We start from the raw sequence: 21,586 nt of genomic DNA, 5'->3' as shown, positions 1-21,586 counted from the left end.
CATGAAGAAAAAGGAGCAGATCGCATCTCAGATCGAAAAGCTGGCAGAGAAGTACAAAGATTCCGGACAGGATCTGAGCTCCTACCTCGACGGCCTGCTCTACCAGCGTTATCTTACGTACTGGGATTATATACATCTAGATACCCTGCTGAGCCTGCAGGTGCCCAGGACCTATTTTCCTGATGAGGAGATCTTTATAATGTATCACCAGATCACGGAATTGTACTTTAAACTCATCATACACGAAGAAAAACAGATCGCGGATGACAGGTCCCAGGAAGTATCCCATTTTATTGAAAAAGTAAACCGGATCAATAACTATTACAAAGCGCTGATCTCTTCCTTTAGTATTATGATTACCGGGATGGAAAGAGAGCAATTTCTGCGATACCGAATGGCGCTTTTGCCGTCCAGTGGATTTCAATCGGCGCAATACCGCATGATCGAATTATACGCTACTCCTCTTCAAAATCTGGTTCACGAAACTGAGCGAAACAATTTTTCGCAAGAAGACAGTATAGAAGAGCTGTACGAACATATTTACTGGAAAAAAGGCGCTACAGATATAAATACCGGAGAGAAAACCCTGACCCTCAAACAGTTTGAATATCGCTACACGCCCAGATTTATCAGGATAGCAAAAGAAGTGGAAGACAATACGATCTATCACAAATACCTGAAGTTACCTGAAAAAAGCCGGAATAATAAAGACCTTAAAGATGCGTTAAGGAGGATGGACCTCAATGCGAATGTAAATTGGCCGCTCATGCATATGGGCTCGGCCTACCGCTATCTCAGTAAAGGAGATAAGTCAATTGAAGCAACGGGAGGAACCAATTGGAAGGAATATTTACCGCCAAGTTTTCAAAAGGTGGTGTTTTTTCCGAAATTGCACGCCGAACAGGAATTAGAAAATTGGGGTAAACAATGGATAGATCACTTATTTAATCCCGAAAAAACAACCTAAAGTACAATGCGAAAATACTGGGGCCTCTTTTTAGCATGTATGCTGCTATCTTCATGTGGTGAAGAAAAGTCTACTGCTTCTATAGCTGATGAAGATGTTGATGTTCAAGAATCTATCCCGGAAAGGAATATCGAGAAATACGGACTTAACCTTTCAGATTTCATCGTGGTTGAAGACACCATCAGAAGAGGTGATATTTTCGGTGACCTCATGACCCGTAACAAGGTAGATTATCCTAAAATCTACGAGCTCACACAAAGGTTTAAGGACACTTTCGATGTTAGGCGTATACGAGTGGGCAACCCCTATACCATTTTAAAATCGAGAGATACTTCCGAAGTCGCTCAGCTTTTTATTTATGAGAATGATGCCATTAATTATACGGTAGTCGACTTCAGGGACACCGTTCTGGCCTACAAAGGAAGAAAGAAAGTAAAACTTGTACAGCGAGAAGCATCCGGAGTAATTCCCAAAGGAGGATCTTTATCCGACGTTATTGTAAAGCAGAATATCGATTACCTGATGGTAAACGAATTATCGGGTATCTACGCATGGACTATCGATTTCTTTAAGCTCGATGCAGGAGATAAATTCCGGATCATTTACGAGGAAAAATATATCAATGACAGTATTTATGCCGGGGCAGGTGAAGTTAAAGCGGCCTACTTTGAACACAGAGGAGAACCGTTTTACGCCTTTGCCTACCACAATGATTCGCTCGATATCAAAGAATACTACGATCAGGAGGCCAATAACCTTCGCCGAACCTTTTTAAGAGCTCCGTTGAAATTTGGCCGACTGTCATCTCGCTATAACCTCAAACGAAAAATCAGGTATTACGGCTATAAGGTGAGACCCCATAAAGGAACAGATTACGCAGCGCCTATCGGTACGCCCATTCTCGCCACTGCCGATGGTGTGGTAACCGAGTCTACCCGTAGAGGAGGTAACGGGAAGTACGTAAAGATCAGACATAACGGTACATACAGTACACAGTACCTGCATATGAAAGCCCAAAAGGTCCGCAGGGGTGAATATGTAAAGCAGGGTGATGTAATTGGTTGGATCGGGATGACCGGTAATACCGGTGGACCCCATGTTTGTTACCGCTTTTGGAAGAACGGACGGCAGGTAGACCCGCTACGGGAAAAATTACCGGCTGCAGAACCTTTAGCAGAAATATTGAGACCGGCCTATTACGAGTATATGGATCCGGTAAAAACCCAACTCGATTGCATTGATTTTCCCGAAGAACAGGCAGAAGAACTTCTAACCCTCAACTAGTAAAATGCCTTTAGAAAAAATTAATCCAACCACTACCGACGCCTGGAAAAAGCTCGAAAAACACTATCGGGAAACCAAAGATCATCACCTAAAAGACTTATTTAAAAACGACCCGGATAGGGCAAAGCGATTCTCCAGACAGTGGCAGGATTTTTTTGTCGACTTCTCCAAAAACAGAATTACGGATACCACCCTGGAAACCTTGTTTCAACTCGCCAAAGAAGTAAAGCTAAAAGATGCAATAGGAAAGTATTTTGAAGGGGATATCATCAATGAGACCGAAGGGAGGGCAGTACTCCACACGGCTCTGAGAGCCGGAGAGTCAGAAGAAATCCTCGTCGACAAGGAAAATGTCGTTCCGGAAGTTTACGAAGTAAGGGAGCACATTAGAAAATTTTCTGACGCTGTCATTTCAGGCAAATTAAAGGGATTTACCGGTAAAGCTTTTACGGATGTAGTGAATATTGGAATCGGAGGATCTGATCTAGGTCCTGTAATGGTTACAGAGGCCCTAAAGTTTTACAAGAACCACCTCAAGACACACTTTGTCAGCAATATCGACGGCGATCATGTAGAGGAGATTCTGAAAGAAATCAATCCGGAAACCACCTTGTTCGTCATCGTCTCTAAAACTTTTACCACTCAGGAAACACTTACAAATGCCCTTACCATTAAGAAGTGGTTTCTAGAAAGCGCTTCGCCCAAAGAAATCGCCAAGCATTTTGCGGCGGTTTCCACCAACACGGAAAAGATTGAGGAATTTGGTATTGCCAGTGAAAACGTATTTCCAATGTGGGATTGGGTAGGTGGAAGATTTTCTCTCTGGAGTGCTGTGGGACTGTCTATCGCCCTGGCTTTGGGCCCGGACCGTTTTGAAGAGCTATTGGAAGGGGCACGTGAAATGGACGAGCATTTCAGGACAGCCGACTTCCATGATAACATCCCGGTCTTACTAGGACTTCTCAGTATCTGGTATAACAATTTTTACGGAGCCGAAACCGAAGCGATTATTCCCTATACCCAATACTTAAGTAGATTCTCCGCATATTTTCAGCAGGGGATCATGGAGAGCAACGGTAAGAGTACCGCCAGAGATGGATCGCAGATTTCATATCAAACCGGGACCATCATCTGGGGAGAACCGGGCACTAATGCCCAACACGCTTTCTTTCAATTGATCCACCAGGGGACTAAGCTTATCCCGGCCGACTTTATTGGTTACAAAACTTCTCTTTACGGGAATACGGATCACCATCAAAAGCTAATGGCAAACTTTTTTGCTCAAACAGAAGCCCTGATGAACGGCAAGAATGCAGAGGAAGTACGGGCAGAGTTAGAAGAAAAGGGCCTTTCTGATAGTGAGATAAATAAACTCTTGCCCTTTAAATTATTTGATGGGAATAAACCTACCAATACTCTCTTAATAGAGAAATTAAGTCCGAGAAGCCTGGGAGCGCTCATTGCGATGTACGAGCATAAAATATTTGTACAAGGTATAATTTGGAACATTTTCAGTTATGACCAGTGGGGGGTAGAATTAGGAAAGCAACTTGCCGCCACAACCCTGAGAGATATTACTTCTTCAGAAATCTCCAGTCACGATGCCTCTACAACGCAATTATTACAAAATTTTAAGAAGTAGAAGGCCAATTTCATATTTTTTACTTTAAGTTTCCAAATCAAGAGTATTTAACCATTGAGTTTTACTCTTTTTAGTTAAATTTGATCTTCATAATTTAACACTCTCTTAATATATAAGTGATTGAATTATGACACTTTTGCCAACACACTAAAAATTATCTAACACGAGAACTATGAAGAAAATTTACTTTGCCCTTGCTGCTTTTTTAATGACAGCAATGGCTTTTTCACAAGGGGTTACCACTTCCGCCATCAGCGGAAAGATAATCGATGAAGCTGGCGAGCCACTGGGTGGAGCCAGTATTGTGGCAGTACACGTTCCTACGGGAAGTACTTACGGTGCAGCTGCTGATTTCGACGGTTTCTACCGAATCTCTAACATGAGATCAGGTGGGCCGTACACCATTACTTTCTCTTATATCGGATTTACCGATAATGTAAAAAATGAAATTTACCTGACACTGGGTAGGGCATCTCAATTCAATGTGCGCTTATCAGAATCGGCAACAGCACTGGAGGAAGTTGTAATCTCGGCTTCTGCTTCAGGAGTTTTTGGATCGAATAAAACAGGTACAGAGACCACGGTTTCCAGAAGAGATGTGGCTACACTACCTGCAGCTTCGCGATCTATTGCGGATTTTGTCCGTATCACGCCTCAGGCTCAGGTTACTGAAGGAAATGATGGATTCTCAGTATCCCTGGCAGGTCAGAACAACCGTTACAACGCTATCTATATTGATGGGGCGGTTAACAATGATGTGTTCGGTCTTGCAGGATCAGGAACCAACGGGGGACAAACCGGGGTGAATCCTTTCTCTGTGGATGCGATCGAAACCTTCCAGATCAACATTGCCCCGTTTGACGTTCGTCAATCAGGTTTCTCAGGAGGATCTATCAACGCAATTACACGTTCTGGATCTAACAACTGGGAAGGATCGGCTTATGCTTTTGTACGTAACGAAAGTCTGGCAGGAAAAACACCAACAGCACTAACTAATGATGGGGATACCCGTGAAAAGCTTGCCGACTTTAGTGCGCTTACTTACGGTGTTCGTGTTGGAGGTCCTTTAGTTAAGGACAAAGTATTTTTCTTCCTTAACTATGAAAGACAGGACGATGAAACGCCTCAGCCATTTAACATCAGCAACTATACCGGACGCTCATCTGCAGCAGACCTCAATAACCTAAGTAGTTTCTTAGTGAGCAATTACGGTTATGATCCGGGCATTTTTGACAATAACACTCGTACCCTGGCAGGAGACAAACTTACCGCCAAGATCGACTGGAACATCAACCAGAACAACAAGCTCTCTTTCCGCTATGGATATGTAGGGGCAGACAACCTTGAAGCTCGTAATTCAGGAAACTTCGGAATCGGATTTATCAACGGATCTGAGTCTTTCGAAACCCAGACCCATTCCATTGCTTTGGAATTGAACTCGCGTTTTGGCAACAAGTTTTCAAACAGTTTTATCCTTGGATACACTCAGGTTAGAGATGACAGGGATCCACTTGGAGATCCATTCCCAACCGTAGATATTCAGGATGGTTCAGGGACTATTTCTTTTGGAGCTGAACCTTTCTCAACCGCAAACCTTTTGGATCAGGATGTTCTTACCTTGACCAATAATTTTGAGATCTATTCAGGAGCGCATACCGTTACCTTGGGTACCAACTTAGAATTTGCTCAGGTAAAGAACCTGTTCTTTGCCTTCAACTATGGAGATTATACTTTTGAAGATCAATTTGATGGTTCCGGGACACTTACTTCCTCTGGTTTAAACCAATTCCTTACCGGGCAGGATGCCGATGTATATCAACACGGATATTCCCTCGTAGGAACAGGAGTCGTTGGTGACGAATCTGCCGGGGCATCAGAATTTGATACCTTCCAGGCAGGATTTTATATTCAGGACGACTGGCAGATGACTGATGATTTCAAATTGTCTTTCGGTGCCAGGATTGATATTCCTTACTGGAGTGACGGTGTAGAGAATGACGATTTTAATGATAGAACTGTTCCACTATTAGAAGCTGCAGGGAAAGATGTTCAGGGAGCAAGAGTTGGACAAGGAATAGACCCAACCCCAATGTTTGCCCCGCGTCTCGGCTTCAACTGGGATGTTAATGGCAAGGGGACCACCCAAGTTCGTGGTGGTGTGGGAGTTTTCACATCTCGTCTTCCTTTGGTATGGCCTGGAGGAACGTATAACAACAACGGTATCACCGGAGGGTTTATGTTTGAATTTGGTCAGCCATTTGAGCCCAATGTCAATAACCAGTTTGAAGACCCGGCTCCGGGATCAGGCGGAACTGGAGGTAATGTAGATTTGATTGCCAAAGACTTCAAATTGCCTCAGGTAGCTAAGTTTAATATTGCGGTAGATCAGAAATTACCGATTTGGAATCTTATTTTAAGCGGGGACTTTCTTTACACCAACGTGATAACCGATATCTACTATGAGAATCTAAACCTTAAATCAGCTTCAGGTACTTACGCCGGGGCGGATAACAGGCCATTCTATGACAGGAGAGATGAAATCGATCCTACATATCGGGGTGTCTACTTAGCCTCAAACACAGGTGGAGGATACGCAACAAACACCACCTTTACGCTTCGTAAGCCTTTTGAGAATGGATTCTCAGGACAGGTTTCGTATAGCTTCGGGGATTCGTTTAAAATCTTTGATGGTACATCTTCTCAGAACAGTTCACAATGGAGAAATATTCAGACAGTTAACGGAAAGAATTCAAACCTTCCTGTTACGCGTTCAGATTTTGCTCTTGGGAACAGGATCACGGCCAATGCTTCTTATGAAATTAATTGGAGTGATAACGTGAAGACCACTTTTGGAGTCTTCTATGAAGGGTATCAGAGTCAGCCTTACAGCTTTATTTACAGAGAAGGACGCGACTTGTTGAATGACGATTCAAGGGATAACGCACTTATTTATATCCCGGCTTCTCAAGATGAGATCGTTTTAGCAGATATCACTGATGGCAGTGGTAATGTTGAGGTTTCAGCTGCAGAACAGTGGAATGATCTTAATACCTTTATTAATAGCATTGATTACCTCAGAGAGAACCGAGGAAAATATGCGGAGAGAAATGCTTCAAGAGGAATCTGGAATCATATCATCGATTTAAAAATCCTTCAAGATTTTAGCCTTGAATTTAGCGGAAAGACACATACTTTCCAGATCTCGGCAGACATCTTTAACTTCACTAACCTTATCAATAAGGATTGGGGACAAAGAAGGTTTATCAGTTCTGAGGTGAGCCCGTTGACCACAGTTTCAACAGGAGCAACACCAGAATTCCAGGTGAATTACGGAACTGTCAACGATGACGGTACCCCGAATATCACTCAGATTGATGACTTCGGATTAGCATCTTCAAGATGGCAAGCTCAATTAGGGATCAGATATATCTTTAACTAGAAGATCATTACTTAAATAATTAAAACCCCGCTCCAAGCGGGGTTTTTTAATGGGTAAAATTCCTTACTTTTAATTCGTAAATTCAATAAAATGGAAATTTTACAAAACGTACACTCTTATCTGGCTTATATTGTTCTGGCCCTATTGTTTCTCGCGGTGGCCAATGCGATCACGGGAGTTCTGAGCAACCGGATGTTTACCCTCCAAAAGGACTATCGTCTTAGCCTGTTTACCCTCATTTTAAGCCATATTCAACTCGTCATTGGCCTTTTGCTCTGGGGATTCTCCGCAAGCGGGTTATCGGCCATTCGAGATCTCGGCATGGGGGGAATGAATTCTGCCGCTCGTTTGTTAGCTGTGGAACATCCATTTGTCAATATCCTGGCCATTGTGCTGATCACCATAGGCTGGTCTCGTCATAAACGATTTATGGAAGGAAAGAAGAAGTTTAAAAGCATCGCCTTATTTTACGGACTCGGCCTTATCCTGATCCTCAGCAGAATTCCTTGGTCACAGTGGTTCAATTAAAATTTAAATGATGAAAACGATACAAATTTTATTTAGCTTCCTGATGGTAACAGGACTTACAGCTCAGGAGAAAGAACTATTCAACGGGAAAGACCTTACGGGCTGGACTGTTTACGGTACCGAAAAATGGTATGTACAGGATGGGCTACTGGTCTCAGAAAGTGGTCCGGATGCCCAGTATGGCTATTTGGCTACTGATAAACACTACAAGGATTTTGAAGTTAGCCTGGAATTCCTGCAGGAAGCCGATGGAAATAGCGGTGTATTTATTCGCTCAACTATTGAAGGCACAAAAGTGAGTGGCTGGCAAGTAGAGGTGGCTCCCAAAGGAAAGCATACCGGCGGGGTCTATGAATCTTATGGCCGTGGCTGGCTGGTTAAGCCGGAAGCGGAAAAAGAATTGATCCTGAAAGAAGGGCAATGGAATACACTGAAGATCCGTGTAATGGGTGATCAACTCACCTCATGGCTCAACGGGGTACAGATGGTCAGTATTAATGATGAGGCCATTGGTGCAGGAGAAGGTGCCATAGCCCTTCAGATCCACGATGGAGGCGGAATTAAGGTAAAATGGCGGAATATTAAATTAATCCTTCCCGAGTAACGGCTTTAATTCTTTGATCAGATAACCGAATACAGGGAAATGATCACTAAAACCACCCGTATAGCGCCCTGCTGTAATTGTACGCAAGGGATAGCCCTTATAAAGTCCCCGACTAATCTTTAGTTCCGGCGGGTCATAAATATTGACCTTCCACCATCGAAAAGGCTTTTCTCCATTGATCAGATTACCGGAGCAGTATATCTGATCAAAAAGACTCCACGAATCCCGATAGGCCAAACTTCCTTTCCCCTTTTGAAACATATAGGCCATAGGATTAAATAAGTCGGTTGACCCCATCTCTTCCCTTTCATTTTTTGTTCTTAACACTTTTTTCATGGAGTAGTCATTGGGATTATCATTAAAGTCGCCCATCCCAATTATCACGGGCTCCGGTTCAATTCTTCTGATCGAATCAATAATCTTTAGATTCAGCTCGGCAGCTGCTATCCTGTTGGCCCTGCTTCTGAGTTCGCCTCCACGTCTTGAAGGCCAGTGATTAACTAAAAGGTACAATGGCATACCCTCCAGAAAACCATGCACAACAAGCTGATATCTCGTGGGCACTATGAATCGATCCTTATCAAGCAAGACAAGACGATGGGCTTGAATACTAACGGGAATAAATGAGGCTTTCCTGTAGATTAATGCTACATCAATACCCCGGGCATCAGGCCCATCCTTATGGATGATGCCGTAATCAAAAGGTTTAAGTGCAGTATGATTGACCAGGTCTGACAAAGTCTGATAGTTTTCCACTTCGCAGATTCCCAGGATATCCGGTGCACTTTTTCTTACCCGATATCCGATACCTGCAATAACCCCGGCCAAATTTTCAATTTTCTCCTCGTATCGTTTAACAGTCCATTTAAACTTCCCTGAGGGCGTAAAATCTTCATCAAATGTCTTCGGGTCATCGATGGTATCGAAAAGATTTTCCAGATTGTAAAATGCTACAGTCCTTACCTGATACCTGGAAGCCTGCCCTGGGGCTGAAAAACAAAATAGGAGGATCGAAATAGTAATCAAGCAATTCACTGAAAATGATTTGAGGGCAATTATTAGAGGCAATATAGCTTTTGTACTTGCAAGGCGATTGCAGCAGCACGCTTTACATTGGCCAAAGGAAAAGTGAGATCAGTTTAATATCTGAATGTTGATGGATTTACCCGGAACAGACAAGCAATTAAAAAGCACAAGACTAAAAGTATTGATGCTGCTGTTTTTTACGCTCTTTCAAATAGGAGTAGCTCAGGAGGTTCTTATTACCGGTCGGGTAATTGAATATCAGGACAAACAAGGGTTGGAAGGTGTCAGGATCTGGATCACTGGACAGCCGGAATTTACGATTTCTCGCAAAGAGGGCGAATTCCAATTTAAAACAGGGCAAAGAGGAAACTTGCAGTTGAACCTCTCTGCACAAAATTATGTCACACAAATATATCCCCTTGCTGTTGATACTGTCGACATCCATTTAGGACCGGTTTACCTTAAGCGTGATCTCGAAGTGGAAAAGAGTGATAATTTGCTGACGCTCACCGAATCAGATTTAAAGGAGGAGTCGAATCTGGAATCAAATTCCGGATTACTGATGGCAACACGAGATGTTTTCCTCAAACGTGCAGCGTTTGATTTTAGTCAGGCTTTCTTTCGAGTCAGAGGCTATGATTCCAAAGAAGGACTTGTTCTGATTAATGGTATCCCCATGAATCGCAACTGGGATGGAAGACCTCAGTGGAATAATTGGGGCGGCCTAAATGATGTCATCAGAAATCAGGAATTTACATTTGGTCTCGATGCTTCTGATCAGACCTTTGGAGGAGTTCTGGGAACTTCTGCTATAGATCTGTCACCCCATAGGTTCAGGCCCGGCCTGCGTATTAGCACTGCGGCCTCAAATAGAACTTATAGAAACCGTATAATGGCTACCTACCATACCGGGAAAGGTAGAAAAGGATTCGCTTATTCGATGTCCTTCTCACGCCGCTGGGCAAAAGAAGGATTTGTAACCGGTACGCCTTATGATGCGTATTCTGTTTTTTTGGCCGCTAGCCTTGCCTTAACCGGCCAACAGACCTTGGGAGCTGCGCTTATCAGTGCGTATAATAGTCGGGGAAGAATAGCAGCGCTTACCGATGAAGTGGCGGGCCTTATGGGGCCGGGGTACAATCCTTATTGGGGAGAGCAGAAAGGATCTATCAGAACTTCCCGAATCCGAAAGATTCACGAACCTCTTGCTCTTATAACCTATGATTTAACCACAAAAAAATTGCAGCTTCGTACATCTATTGGATATCAATGGGGGAGTAGGAAATTCAGCAGAATAGGATACTACAATGCTCCGAATCCCGACCCTACCTATTATCGTTATCTGCCAAGCTATAACATCAACAGCCCTATTGGAGCTAATTTTATCGGAGCTGAAGCTGCCAGAAAAGGTTTTATTGAAAATCCACAATGGCCCTGGTCCGATTTGTACAGAGCCAATTCTAAACCGGCACGAAAAAATGATGCAGCCTACATAGATCAGGAAGATGTGAGTGATGAAACAATAATCACAAGCAACACCATACTGAATATTCAGATTGGTAAAAGCCTGAAGATCGATGCGGGGTTTCTGTGGCAAAGGTCTCAGGCTGAAAATTTTGCACGAGTTAATGACCTTCTGGGAGCAGATCAAATACGGGATATTGATTCATTCAGCAATACCCGAAACAACCTCAATGAGCCTGTAAAAAAGGAAAAAGGAGACCTATTTGGTTACCACTATAACAACAATTCAGATTATTGGAATAGTTTTTTGCAAGCCCGTTTCGCTTGGAACCAATGTGATTTTTATGTCGCTGGAGAATATGCTGAAAAGAGTTTTCAACGAGACGGGCTTTTTTTAAACGAACGATTTATTGATAATTCTTATGGCAGAGGTAAAAAAAAGCGATTTCAATTCTGGGGAATTAAAAGTGGCCTGTCTTATGGCATTACTTCCAGGCATTGGATTAGAGTATATGCCTATGCTGGCGCCAAGTCTCAGCCACTGAAGTACGTTTTTATCAATCCCAGGGAGAACAATTTGATAGTCCCCAATATATCTGTAGAAAATATATACAGTCTTGATGTAAATTACCTGCTCCGACTGCCGGGGCTAACCGGCAGGTTCTCTGCTTACTACACTCGATTTATAAACGGGACAGAAATTAACTTTTTCTATGTGGACTCCGGTGTTGGGTCTGAATTTGTGCAGGAGGTGGCCAGTGGTCTGGACAGGTTGCACAAAGGCCTGGAAGCTGGATTGGAACTCAACCTTTCGCCTACGACTAAAGCTTCTTTTTCAGCATCAATCGGCAGGCATGAATATGCCAGCGACCCTTCGGTTACCATCAATTTTGATACCAGCGGAATAGATGAAACCCTGAATAGGACAGGAGGCAATATCGATCTGGGTATTGCTACAATTAAGGGGAATCAGTTAAACCAGGGGCCCCAGACAGCACTCTCATTAGGGGTAGAATACAGGGATCCATCGTACTGGTGGATAGGAGGCACTGCAAATTATTTGGCCAATAGCGTAATTGATATGGCATTTATAAAACGAACTCGGAGCTTTCGGTTAGATCCCGAAAACGGAAGGCCATTCCCCGGAGTCTCGGAAGAACAACTTAGAAATTTGCTGGCTCAGGAGTCCCTTCCTCCGGTATATCTGCTCAATCTTTTAGGGGGTAAATCCTGGCTTCGAAAAGGGAAGTATATCAGTATTTTTCTCACTGTGAGTAATGTGTTTAATACCATCTTCAAATCCGGAGGTTATGAACAGAGCAGGAACGGCAATTATCAGCAGATGGTAAATGACAATTTGAATGGCGCACCTTCTTTCGGAAATAAATACTGGTATGGCTTTGGACGGACCTTCTTTTTAAATCTAGCAATTAGCTTTTAGAATGTTTAAAACAGTGATTTTCAGCAGGAGATTTTGCATTGGACTCATAATTCTTCTTGTATTTAGCTCTTCCTGCCTTAGACAAGATGAATGGACGACTCCGGATACGGACTGCAACTCTGATGTTCTTCCCAATTTTACTTTAACAGCACTTTTGAAAAGTTTCGCCGGAACCACTGAAAAGATCATTGATAATTGGATTATTGAAGCCTATGTTATCTCGTCAGATCAATCAGGGAATATTTTCAATACCCTTCACTTGCAGGATAAACCTTCTGATCCTACTGCAGGAATTCAATTGGAATTGGAATTGAGGGATTCATACTTACTATTTCAGCCAGGAGACAGAGTTGTACTCTACTTAAACGGGCTATATCTTGGAAAGTCTAAAGGGGTATTTAAATTGGGGAGCGCTTACTCATCATTTGGAATTCTTCAGCCCGGAAGAATTCCCAGGCATGCCATTTCCAATCATATCGTGCTAAGTTGTGATCAAACTATTTCCATAGTACCGAAAACGATTTCAGTTGCTGAAATTTTAACTCAGCCTGTAAATACTCTGGTTCGACTTGAAGAAATGGAATTTTCGGAAGAAGAATTAGATTCCAGCTATGCCCGAAAACAGCTGCAGACAGTTCGTACGCTTGAAGATTGTACAGATAATAAAATCCTATTGATCAACAGTGGATACTCCGATTTTTATCAGGAAACACTGCCGGGAGGGAAGGGGAGTATAACGGGCATAACACATATAATCGACAATGAACCCGGATTAATTATTCGATCCCTGAATGATGTGGAGTTTACCCAGGAGCGGTGTGAGGAATACATTACCGAATTCACTTCAGATAAACTCTTGATCTCAGAGTTGGCAGACCCAGATAATAATAGTTCTGCGAGATTTATAGAACTCCACTATTCTGGTGTTCAACCGCTTTCATTGAAGAGCTGGCATATTAATCGTTACACCAATAACAGTTTGGAGAAAAGCTCATCCGTAGATCTTTCAGACATTGAAATGTTGCCCGGGCAATTTTTGGTGATCGCGTCAAATGCAGAAGCTTTTGAACAGACTTATGGATTTCCCGCGGATCTGGTGGCAGGGGTTAATAGTCCGGCTGATTCCAACGGTGATGACAATCTCACCCTGGTGGATCCGTTTGGAGAGGTCATCGATATCTTTGGGGTGATCGGTGAAGACGGCTCAGGAACGTCACACGAATTTGAAGACGGGAGGGCATTTCGAAGAAATGAAGTAAGTTTGGCGAATGCTGTTTTTACTCCTTCTGAATGGGTCATTTATAATGATACTGGAGCTTTCGGGACCATTAATCAACCCCAAAACGCACCTCAGGATTTTACGCCCGGCGCTCCCAACTAGGAATGTAGGATTTCCTCTAAAAGGGTAGGAGAAATAGGCTTTGAAACGAATTCTTTGACCATCTTATACGAGTAGGCTTTCTCGGTATCTTTAGGATCGATTGAGGAACTGAGGACGAATATCTGAAGATCCAGGGAATTGTAATCTGAATGTTTGTGGACCGCATCAAGGAATTCCCATCCATTCATAACCGGCATATTGAGGTCTAAAAAAATGATTAATGGTTGCGACTTTTCCTTATCCTGGATTTTTGCCAATCCCATTAATCCTTCTTTTCCATTCTGGAAAACAGTAATGCCACCTTCGTAGTTTACTTCCTTTATAAGACGTTTAGTTCCATAAATAAAGATAGGGTCATCATCAATGATATAAATGTTTTGAATTGCTTCCACAGTTCTAATTCTAAATTGTATTTAATTCAATGATAAAGGTGGTACCCTGATCAACTTTACTCTTCACGTTAATATTCCCATTCATCGCTTCTACCTGATTTTTTGTAATGAAAAGACCGATTCCCTTGGCATCCTTGTTGTGATGAAAGGTTTTGTACATACCAAACACTTTATCCTTGTGTCTCTTAAGGTCGATCCCTAAACCGTTATCCCTGAATTCTATTTTGCATACTCCCTTTTTAATTGGTTTTACCTCTATTTCTATGATCGGATTGCGATCTGGAGAAGCGTATTTTAAGGAGTTGGTGAATAGATTTAAGAACATACTTTCAAGATAGGCAGGAATCGCTTTCACCCGAAGGTCTTTTGGAATATCAATATGACATTCTGCATTTTTTTCATGCAATAAAGCGTTGATGTTGTTCCTTACCAGATTTATTTTTTTAAGTAAGGCAACTGGCCTTATTTTTTCACTACTCCCCGCCTTTACCTGAACAACTTCGTTGAGGTGGGCTACAGTTTCATTAAGGCTTTCAGAGGCAGCTTTTAACATTTTGCCTATGTTTTGCAATTCATCAGGATCGTTATCCTTCAAAAGAAAATCTGTCAACATGGTCATATTACTCGCATGTGACCTCAGGTTATGGGAAACGATATGCGCAAAATTTAATAAACTCTCATTTTGGTCTTGTGTGATTTGCACAAGGGATTTTAAGTGTTTCTCTGCCTTGACCAATTTGGAAACATCCAGTATTTGAGAAATGACATGTGAGAGTTCTCCATAAATATTTTTCACTCCCGTTACAGAAACAATTAAATGAATTAAATGCCCTTTTTTATGATAATAACGTTTTTCAGTCTGATAAGATTTCCTTTTTCCTTCCAGAACTTCAGACCTGAGTAGAAGATCCCTCGAACGGTCCTCAGGATGAGTAAGGTCTAAATAATTGATTTTCATTAATTCTTCCTCTGAATAGCCCGTGATTTCACAAAGGTTTTGGTTGACCTTTATCCAATTTCCCTCAAGTGAAACCAAGGCCATACCTGTAGTAGAATGTTCAAAAGCACCCTCAAAAGACTCTTCGCTCTTATCCAGTTCAAGACGGGTTTTCTTTAACTCAGTAATATCCCAATTGGTCCCTATGATATTTAAAGCAATTCCTTCAGCATTCCTTCTGATTACTCCAAACGCCCGAATATATCGAATTTCCCCTGAGGGATAGACTATTCTAAATTCAGTATTAAAATCTTTTGTTCCCTGAATCGCGTCCTGTAATTCAATTTGTGCTTTTTCTTTATCATCCGGGTGCACCGCAGATTCCCATGCGTCGTAGACCCCTGAGAAATCATTTTCTTTTATCCCGTAGAGTTGGTACATATTTTTATCCCATTCCAGTGAATTGGTCAATAGGTTTAAATCCCATATCCCGATGCCGGAGGCCTCTGTTGCGATGGAAAGTCGCTCACTGATTTTCTTATAGGCCAGATCGGCCTTTTTTTTCTGATCAATGTCCTGGAAGGTACCCGTAATTCTCACAGCCTTACCCTTGAGTATTTCCACCTCACCCCTGGCATGAACCCAAAGTTCACGGCCTTTTGCCGTAACTATCCGAAGTTCAGTATCCCAAGGACTACCGTCACTAATCGCTTTGCTTACCAATTCAGTTATCCTCTCGCGATCTTCGCCGGCTTTATAGAAATTAATCCCTTCTTCCAGGTTGGGGATGTAATCCATGGGGACCTCGTGAATTTCTTTGGTGACCTTTGTCCAGTATACAGTATTTTGAATAAGGTCAACTTCCCATCCACCTATTCTGGTTACTTCCTGAGCCTTTATTAGTAACTGCTCTTTTTTTACCTGCTTAGTTACGTCTTCCCTTAAAATATAAGTACCAAGTACTTTGCCATCCTCGTCAAAATAGGGATTAACTTGCCAACGATACCAAAAAGAAAGACCTTCTTCCGAGATTACAGGAATAATTTTTTCGCCTTGTTCTCTGTTTTTCAGACAATCGTCATTCAATTCCTTCAGCGATCTTAACGGGAGCGTAAAATCCTGATTTCTCTCCGATTTTTGCTGTTCTAATTTCTCGGCTTTGTCCCAGGCTTCAGAAGTCTCGATCAACTTAAAATCGCAGTCCATTTTTGCTAAGGGAAATGGAAGGTTTTTTATGGTTTCGGCTGGTGAAATAGTCTTCATTTAGAATTACTTAAGAGAAGTTCCTGAAAACTAACGTTCACAGAAGCGAATAATTTTATAGAAGTAAGAAAAATCTTTAAAAAACTAATGAAAAACCGCTATAGTAGTTAAATATAGGTAAGTGATATTGCTTTGATCAATTCCTAACTCTTAAGCCGTAATATTTATTATTAAGCCATAAAATAAGGACTCCAAAGGTTACAGCGACTACTACCAGCAAGTCATTTACCAGTCCCGTTGTGCTGAAGGAAAGTCTGATCAGGATAGTAGATATGATAAAGCCCGAATTTCGGATTACCGCATTGAACTGATCGGTGTGGAAAAAGGAAAAAAGTAGTAGCAAAACATCGGCCAGGATTAAGATCGTAAAAAACTCATTGAAGAAAATAAGGTTAATATCACCGAGGGTATCGATCCCGGCATTTGCTGCTCCTGTAATATCCGCCACCCAAGTTCCAAAGCTGTAAAGGGCGAGCGCAACAAAGACAGGTACCAGCAAGACCGCTAATATTTTTTTTCGACGAATCAAAAGTGTTAGTGATCCTGTTATTGGCTCGGCGTCCCCTCTAACTTCTTTGCGATTCAAATTGAGTTTATTAAACAATAATATAAGCCCAAACAGGAAGAGTGTAGTAATGAGGTCAAATGTTAGCTGCAGATCGTAACTGTTTTCAAACCAATTGGATTGCAGGTCCAAATTGGACAAATCTTTAAATATCCGCCTGATGATCACCAGGGTTATAATCTCATATTGCTTGCTGATATATAGTGAAATTGACTTGGGAAGATAATAGACCAGCAGGTACACCTCATATACCAGAATAAAAGAAAAAGGAGTGTAGATTGCGGCTATCGGATTGTTGAACAAGTCCGAGTTTAATGTTATCCCCGGAAGATAGTCTTTCAACAGAATCAGAGCCAGGTGCAAAATAAAACTGATAATAGCGATACTGATGATGACCTTTTCACTTCTTTCCCTCGTTTTTTCGGAAAGGAAAAGACGGTGAAGTGAATCCAGGATGATATCAATTTTATTCATATTACGTTTTCCATTAATTTTCAGGAGCCACAAAAGCGTATTTTAAAAGTGTAGGCATGTCAGTATAATCCAAGGCTATTTCGTGTGTAGCTTCCAGAACTACCGGTGGTGCTACTCCTGCTTTCTCAGCTTCTATCCAGCGGGAAACGCACAAACACCACTGATCTCCGGGTTTGAGTCCCGGAAATTGCCATTGGGGAATGGCAGTGATCAGATCGTTGCCTCTTTCTTTGGAAAAATTTAAAAATTCTTCAGTGACACGGGCGCAAACCACATGAGTTCCCCGGTCCTCGGTCATTGTTTTACAATACCCATCCCTGAAATATCCGGTAAGCGGATCGTGACAACAAGCCTGAAGTGGTAGGCCAAATACGTTTTTTGGATTTTTCTCCATATGGCAAGATAGTGTGGAATACCCAAATCCCAAACCTATTGAAATTTTTGTTCTACATGGAAGGATAGACGATTTCTATTATTTTAAATTCATTTTTAGAAGCTTATTGTACCTTTATTCTGTATTTATTTTAATTGATCATGGAACAGGAATCGTTTTTTAATGCAATTCGAACTGGAGATTTAAACAAGATTAAATCGCTTGTAAAACAGCATCCCGAATTACTTACTGTAAAAGACAAGAGAGGTTCTACCCCTTTGATCCTTGGGGCTTACTACAATCACCAGGATGTTGTTGAATACCTTCTTCAAAAAGGGGTTAATGTTGACGAAAAAGATGGCACGGGAAATACGGCTTTAATGGGTGTTTGCTTTAAAGGGTATAAGGACATAGCTGAACTCTTGATGAAAGCTGGCGCAGATGTGAATACGACCAACGCCATGGGATCTAGTTGCCTGATCTTCGCTGTCACCTTTAATCAATTGGAAATTGCTCAACTTCTGGTTAAACATGGGGCGGATATTCACGTCAGGGATGCCAGGGGACATACTGCGCTAGACCATGCTAAAATGCAAGGGTTCAGGCATTTTCAGTCTCTTTTAACCCAATAACATTTAACGGCCATAACTCTTGGAAACAAATTTGAAAATTGCCCTGGTACAATCCTCCATTTTCTGGCATCAGCCCGAAGAAAACAGAACGCATTTTACTGAGATAATAAGGAATTTAACCCGGGCTGCAGATCTGGTGATACTCCCTGAAATGTTTAGCACGGGGTTTACGATGACGCCTTCGGAGATCGACCAAAAAGAAGGAAATAAAACCCTGGAATGGATGAAGTCGCTCGCCCTGGAAACTAAAATGGCCATAACAGGCAGCATAGCATTTTTTGAAGGGGGAAGCTATACAAACAGGTTGTTCTTTGTTAAGCCAAACGGGAGTTTCGAGTATTACGATAAACGCCACACCTTTACGCTGGCCGGCGAGCAGCTGTCGTATTCGGCCGGAAAGAAAAGGGTCATTATTGATTACGGGGGATTTCGTATTTGTCCTATGATTTGCTATGACCTGCGATTCCCTGTATGGTCCAGAAATACGGAGGCTTATGACCTTTTGCTATTTGTAGCCAATTGGCCCCAACCCAGGGTAAGTGCCTGGGATGCATTGTTAAGGGCCAGAGCCATTGAAAACATGGCTTACTGTATTGGCGTAAATCGAATTGGAAATGATCCAAATGGGCACAATTACAACGGGCATTCAGCTTGCTACGATGCTTTGGGCGAGCAGCTTGTATTTTCAGAGAAAGAAGAGGTGCTATTTGTGGAAATCAGCAAAACACATTTAACAGAAGCCAGAGAGAAGTTAAGGTTTCTGGACGATCGGGATTCGTTTATTCTTCAATAAGAAAGAGTTGTTCCAGTTCCCAATTTGCCCTTACCTCTATTTCCTGAGGGAAATAAACCACCCTTTCGGGCTGTATTTTATCCTTAAAACTACCCGTGTCCCACAGTTCATTGCCATTTGTGTCGAAAATTACACGTACCAAGTACTTGGCAGGACTCAAGAGATTAAATTCATAAAGCTTATCTTCCTGAGCGGCTATTGACCGCACTACTTGGCCTTGGGGAGTGGTCAATTCAACCAGGACAGGATAACTGACCTCCCCGCTCAACCGAATTCTAAGATTACCAAAATCGGCATAACTGCCTGTTGTTAGCCTGTAATTCAGGGTATCATTGCTTGTCCCAAAGATGTCTGTGAGTGCCTCTGGCAAAATCGTAAGAAAATAAGTTTCATTGGGCTCCTTTGGAAAGTCGACTACAAGTCGGTTCCTCATAGTATCCAAAGAAAACTCAAATGGTTGAGGCAGTGAATCCTTATTTATGAGTGAAACTGTGGCAGTGTCACTAGTTTGGATAGGTATATTTGCTGATAGGGTCAGCGTGTCTAAAAACCCAATAGAACTGCGATGGCTTGCAGAAACAAGGAGGCTGTCAAGAGGGAGTTGACGCGTTTTAACTACAAATGTATCTCTTTGTACGAGCCGTTCATTGTTGACTTCAAAAATCAGGGAATCAGTTTCAAAAGGAGTAAACCAGAAATTGAGTGTATCCTTCCCGGGTTCTTTAGACTGGTAAGTGAATACGGTATCCGGAAGCGGGGTTATGGGGGTTATTTCCAATTCTTCATTGGGTCCGTTATATCCAAATACAATCTTGTTGCTCGCTGCAAACTTGGGAACCGACAAGCTGTATTCCGGAATTTCCCTGAAAAGGCGCAAGAGATAGATTGAGTCTGTAGGAAGGGTTATGGTGTCCTCTATAAATCCTATTTTGTCAACTACGGGGTCATAGACATTGTTCTTTGCTTCGTCTTTTATAGCAATTAACCGATAGCTCCCTGCCTTTAAATTCTGTAGTCTAAAAATGGTAGTACTATCCAGGGTATTGGTGAGATAGTTTGGAGGCCTTTTCTCGATGACAGAATCGGTGTAGCTGGTGTCAATTTCATATAACATTACGCTGATAAAGTCATCAGTTTCCTTATTAAAGGCATCCTGAACGACGCCCAAGAGCGAAAGAGAATCAATATAATCCCCCGTCGAAAAGACATAGGTGAGATAAGGGTATGGGTTGCCCTCGTTGTTATCAACAATACTTTCACCGAAATTCATGGTGTAGGTGGTGTTTTCCTGCAGCGTATCCTTTATAACAATCTCGACGTATTTACTGGCACCTCCTTGCGGACTGATCTCAAGGGGGTTTTTAAAGGGAGGTGATACGATAAGTTGATTCTGAACATCTTCGAGTTTGATGTATTCATCGAAGTACAACCTTATTTTGTTAGTGCTAAACCGTGTACTAAGATTTTCCGGTTCGGCACGGAGTAAAACAGGTGGAGTGGTATCTCTTGGCCCTCCTGAAGGACTGCCACGTCTGGCGCACTGAAAAAGGGCAAGGGCAATAAACAGAACGAATACCCCAGAAAGAAATCGCTTTAAGTTTGCCATAGAGCCCTTTGTTTGGGCAAAGAAACAACTAATTTGCAGAATTCTGAAATCAGGGAACTACTGCCATTGTTGCAATATAAACCTCAATTCCATTTTGTGAAATCAAGGCTTTGGTACAGGCTTCCAGGGTAGCACCTGTGGTCACCACATCGTCTACAAGTAAGACTTTACATGGCTTTAGTATGGTAGGTGATATAATATTGAATACAGGTTTTTCATGCTGCCATCGAAATATTCTCGATTTCTGAGTTTGTGTGCGTGTATGGGATGTTTTAGCTAAAATGTCTTCCCTGTATCTGGCCTTGAGATGGAGGGCGAGCTCTCTTCCAAACCCTTCCACCTGGTTATAGCCTCTTTTTTTTAGTTTTTTGGGATGAAGCGGTACAGGGATCACCACATCAATTGGTGGCAGAGCGAGATCTTGTTTTAGAATGTGTCCGTACCATTTTCCGAGGAAGTTACCGATCTGCGGCTGATTGCGATATTTCAGATAGTGCAGTAGACGTTGAACTACCCCATTTTCATAAAAATATAGAAAACTCGATGCTTTTTGAATGGCTATTCGTCCGTAAAATACCCTGTCTAAACTGTTTTCTTTCGAAAAATTGAACTCGGTAAGCGGTAATTGGGCTCGACAAGAGACACATAAAATCTGCTCTCCCCGATATAATCGTGCATTACATCCAAAACAGACACGGGGTACAAGAACCGTGTTGAGATCATTTATTATATTTGGTAGCTTAGTGAAATTCAAATCTCAACGTATCAAAACCTA

General features: G+C 42.1%; 17 protein-coding genes. 10 read left to right on the top strand and 7 right to left on the bottom strand.

The window, feature by feature from the left end; genetic code table 11:
• Nucleotide 1 precedes the first annotated feature (1 nt).
• The 6 genes from EQY75_RS12040 to EQY75_RS12015 all read left to right on the top strand — a co-directional run bounded on the left by EQY75_RS12040 (nt 2) and on the right by EQY75_RS12015 (nt 8,464).
• Nucleotides 2-967 (top strand): tryptophan 2,3-dioxygenase family protein, encoded by a 966-nt coding sequence (locus tag EQY75_RS12040; RefSeq protein WP_129606199.1) that lies wholly within the window; start codon nt 2-4, stop codon nt 965-967.
• A 6-nt stretch (nt 968-973) separates the two neighbouring features.
• Nucleotides 974-2,251, top strand: a complete 1,278-nt coding sequence (locus tag EQY75_RS12035) for a peptidoglycan DD-metalloendopeptidase family protein (protein ID WP_129606197.1) — start codon at nt 974-976, stop codon at nt 2,249-2,251.
• Between the two features lie 4 nt (nt 2,252-2,255).
• A complete protein-coding gene (gene pgi, locus EQY75_RS12030; RefSeq protein ID WP_129606195.1) occupies nt 2,256-3,893 on the top strand; it encodes a glucose-6-phosphate isomerase in 1,638 nt (545 codons plus the stop codon).
• Nucleotides 3,894-4,065: 172 nt separating this feature from the next.
• Nucleotides 4,066-7,332, top strand: a complete 3,267-nt coding sequence (locus EQY75_RS12025; RefSeq protein ID WP_129606193.1) for a TonB-dependent receptor — start codon at nt 4,066-4,068, stop codon at nt 7,330-7,332.
• Between the two features lie 90 nt (nt 7,333-7,422).
• Nucleotides 7,423-7,860: a hypothetical protein gene (locus tag EQY75_RS12020; protein ID WP_129606191.1), complete on the top strand. Its 438-nt coding sequence runs from the start codon at nt 7,423-7,425 to the stop codon at nt 7,858-7,860.
• A gap of 7 nt (nt 7,861-7,867) precedes the next feature.
• Complete coding sequence (locus EQY75_RS12015; protein ID WP_342774001.1) at nt 7,868-8,464, top strand: 3-keto-disaccharide hydrolase; 597 nt, start codon at nt 7,868-7,870, stop codon at nt 8,462-8,464.
• Here the strand turns inward: EQY75_RS12015 and EQY75_RS12010 are convergent.
• A complete protein-coding gene (locus tag EQY75_RS12010; RefSeq protein WP_129606189.1) occupies nt 8,447-9,499 on the bottom strand; it encodes an endonuclease/exonuclease/phosphatase family protein in 1,053 nt (350 codons plus the stop codon). The genes EQY75_RS12015 and EQY75_RS12010 overlap by 18 nt on opposite strands.
• A 121-nt stretch (nt 9,500-9,620) precedes the next feature.
• On the opposite strand from EQY75_RS12010, the gene EQY75_RS12005 reads away from it, so the two are divergent.
• Complete coding sequence (locus EQY75_RS12005; protein WP_129606187.1) at nt 9,621-12,395, top strand: peptidase associated/transthyretin-like domain-containing protein; 2,775 nt, start codon at nt 9,621-9,623, stop codon at nt 12,393-12,395.
• Between the two features lies 1 nt (nt 12,396).
• On the top strand, nt 12,397-13,776 hold the full coding sequence (locus EQY75_RS12000) for a DUF5689 domain-containing protein (RefSeq protein ID WP_129606185.1): 1,380 nt from the start codon (nt 12,397-12,399) through the stop codon (nt 13,774-13,776).
• Here the strand turns inward: EQY75_RS12000 and EQY75_RS11995 are convergent.
• The 4 genes from EQY75_RS11995 to EQY75_RS11980 all read right to left on the bottom strand — a co-directional run bounded on the left by EQY75_RS11995 (nt 13,773) and on the right by EQY75_RS11980 (nt 17,801).
• The gene (locus EQY75_RS11995) at nt 13,773-14,168 is read right to left on the bottom strand and encodes a response regulator (protein ID WP_165200650.1); all 396 of its coding nucleotides are present in this window, start codon (nt 14,166-14,168) and stop codon (nt 13,773-13,775) included. The two genes, EQY75_RS12000 and EQY75_RS11995, sit on opposite strands and share 4 nt — an antisense overlap.
• A gap of 10 nt (nt 14,169-14,178) precedes the next feature.
• A complete protein-coding gene (locus EQY75_RS11990; RefSeq protein ID WP_129606181.1) occupies nt 14,179-16,368 on the bottom strand; it encodes a PAS domain-containing sensor histidine kinase in 2,190 nt (729 codons plus the stop codon).
• A gap of 136 nt (nt 16,369-16,504) precedes the next feature.
• Nucleotides 16,505-17,407, bottom strand: a complete 903-nt coding sequence (locus EQY75_RS11985; protein ID WP_129606179.1) for a hypothetical protein — start codon at nt 17,405-17,407, stop codon at nt 16,505-16,507.
• 13 nt (nt 17,408-17,420) lie between these two features.
• Nucleotides 17,421-17,801 (bottom strand): DUF2237 family protein, encoded by a 381-nt coding sequence (locus EQY75_RS11980; protein ID WP_129606177.1) that lies wholly within the window; start codon nt 17,799-17,801, stop codon nt 17,421-17,423.
• 140 nt (nt 17,802-17,941) lie between these two features.
• Between EQY75_RS11980 and EQY75_RS11975 the strand changes: the two genes are divergently transcribed.
• Together EQY75_RS11975 and EQY75_RS11970 are read left to right on the top strand one after the other, a co-directional pair.
• Nucleotides 17,942-18,412, top strand: a complete 471-nt coding sequence (locus EQY75_RS11975; RefSeq protein WP_129606175.1) for an ankyrin repeat domain-containing protein — start codon at nt 17,942-17,944, stop codon at nt 18,410-18,412.
• 19 nt (nt 18,413-18,431) lie between these two features.
• The gene (locus EQY75_RS11970; protein WP_129606174.1) at nt 18,432-19,205 is read left to right on the top strand and encodes an amidohydrolase; all 774 of its coding nucleotides are present in this window, start codon (nt 18,432-18,434) and stop codon (nt 19,203-19,205) included.
• Here EQY75_RS11970 and EQY75_RS11965 read toward each other — a convergent pair.
• On the bottom strand, nt 19,192-20,811 hold the full coding sequence (locus EQY75_RS11965) for an Ig-like domain-containing domain (protein WP_129606172.1): 1,620 nt from the start codon (nt 20,809-20,811) through the stop codon (nt 19,192-19,194). The two genes, EQY75_RS11970 and EQY75_RS11965, sit on opposite strands and share 14 nt — an antisense overlap.
• Nucleotides 20,812-20,860: 49 nt before the next feature.
• The gene (locus EQY75_RS11960; protein ID WP_129606170.1) at nt 20,861-21,565 is read right to left on the bottom strand and encodes a ComF family protein; all 705 of its coding nucleotides are present in this window, start codon (nt 21,563-21,565) and stop codon (nt 20,861-20,863) included.
• Nucleotides 21,566-21,586 lie beyond the last annotated feature (21 nt).

Origin of the sequence: Muriicola soli (assembly GCF_004139715.1) — a bacterium.
GTDB lineage: Bacteria > Bacteroidota > Bacteroidia > Flavobacteriales > Flavobacteriaceae > Muriicola > Muriicola soli.
The sequence above is the reverse complement of the archived record's forward strand: the minus strand, read 5'-3'. Positions and strand labels throughout refer to the sequence as shown.

Excerpts from the sequence above, each read along its gene's own strand:
- EQY75_RS12005 (WP_129606187.1), top strand. The coding sequence starts at position 9,621 with ATGGATTTACCCGGAACAGACAAGCAATTAAAAAGCACAAGACTAAAA.
- EQY75_RS12035 (WP_129606197.1), top strand. The coding sequence starts at position 974 with ATGCGAAAATACTGGGGCCTCTTTTTAGCATGTATGCTGCTATCTTCA.
- EQY75_RS12025 (WP_129606193.1), top strand. The coding sequence starts at position 4,066 with ATGAAGAAAATTTACTTTGCCCTTGCTGCTTTTTTAATGACAGCAATG.
- EQY75_RS11990 (WP_129606181.1), bottom strand. The coding sequence starts at position 16,368 with ATGAAGACTATTTCACCAGCCGAAACCATAAAAAACCTTCCATTTCCC.
- EQY75_RS11975 (WP_129606175.1), top strand. The coding sequence starts at position 17,942 with ATGGAACAGGAATCGTTTTTTAATGCAATTCGAACTGGAGATTTAAAC.
- EQY75_RS12000 (WP_129606185.1), top strand. The coding sequence starts at position 12,397 with ATGTTTAAAACAGTGATTTTCAGCAGGAGATTTTGCATTGGACTCATA.
- EQY75_RS12015 (WP_342774001.1), top strand. The coding sequence starts at position 7,868 with ATGATGAAAACGATACAAATTTTATTTAGCTTCCTGATGGTAACAGGA.
- EQY75_RS12040 (WP_129606199.1), top strand. The coding sequence starts at position 2 with ATGAAGAAAAAGGAGCAGATCGCATCTCAGATCGAAAAGCTGGCAGAG.
- EQY75_RS12020 (WP_129606191.1), top strand. The coding sequence starts at position 7,423 with ATGGAAATTTTACAAAACGTACACTCTTATCTGGCTTATATTGTTCTG.
- pgi (WP_129606195.1), top strand. The coding sequence starts at position 2,256 with ATGCCTTTAGAAAAAATTAATCCAACCACTACCGACGCCTGGAAAAAG.
- EQY75_RS11985 (WP_129606179.1), bottom strand. The coding sequence starts at position 17,407 with ATGAATAAAATTGATATCATCCTGGATTCACTTCACCGTCTTTTCCTT.
- EQY75_RS11980 (WP_129606177.1), bottom strand. The coding sequence starts at position 17,801 with ATGGAGAAAAATCCAAAAAACGTATTTGGCCTACCACTTCAGGCTTGT.
- EQY75_RS11965 (WP_129606172.1), bottom strand. The coding sequence starts at position 20,811 with ATGGCAAACTTAAAGCGATTTCTTTCTGGGGTATTCGTTCTGTTTATT.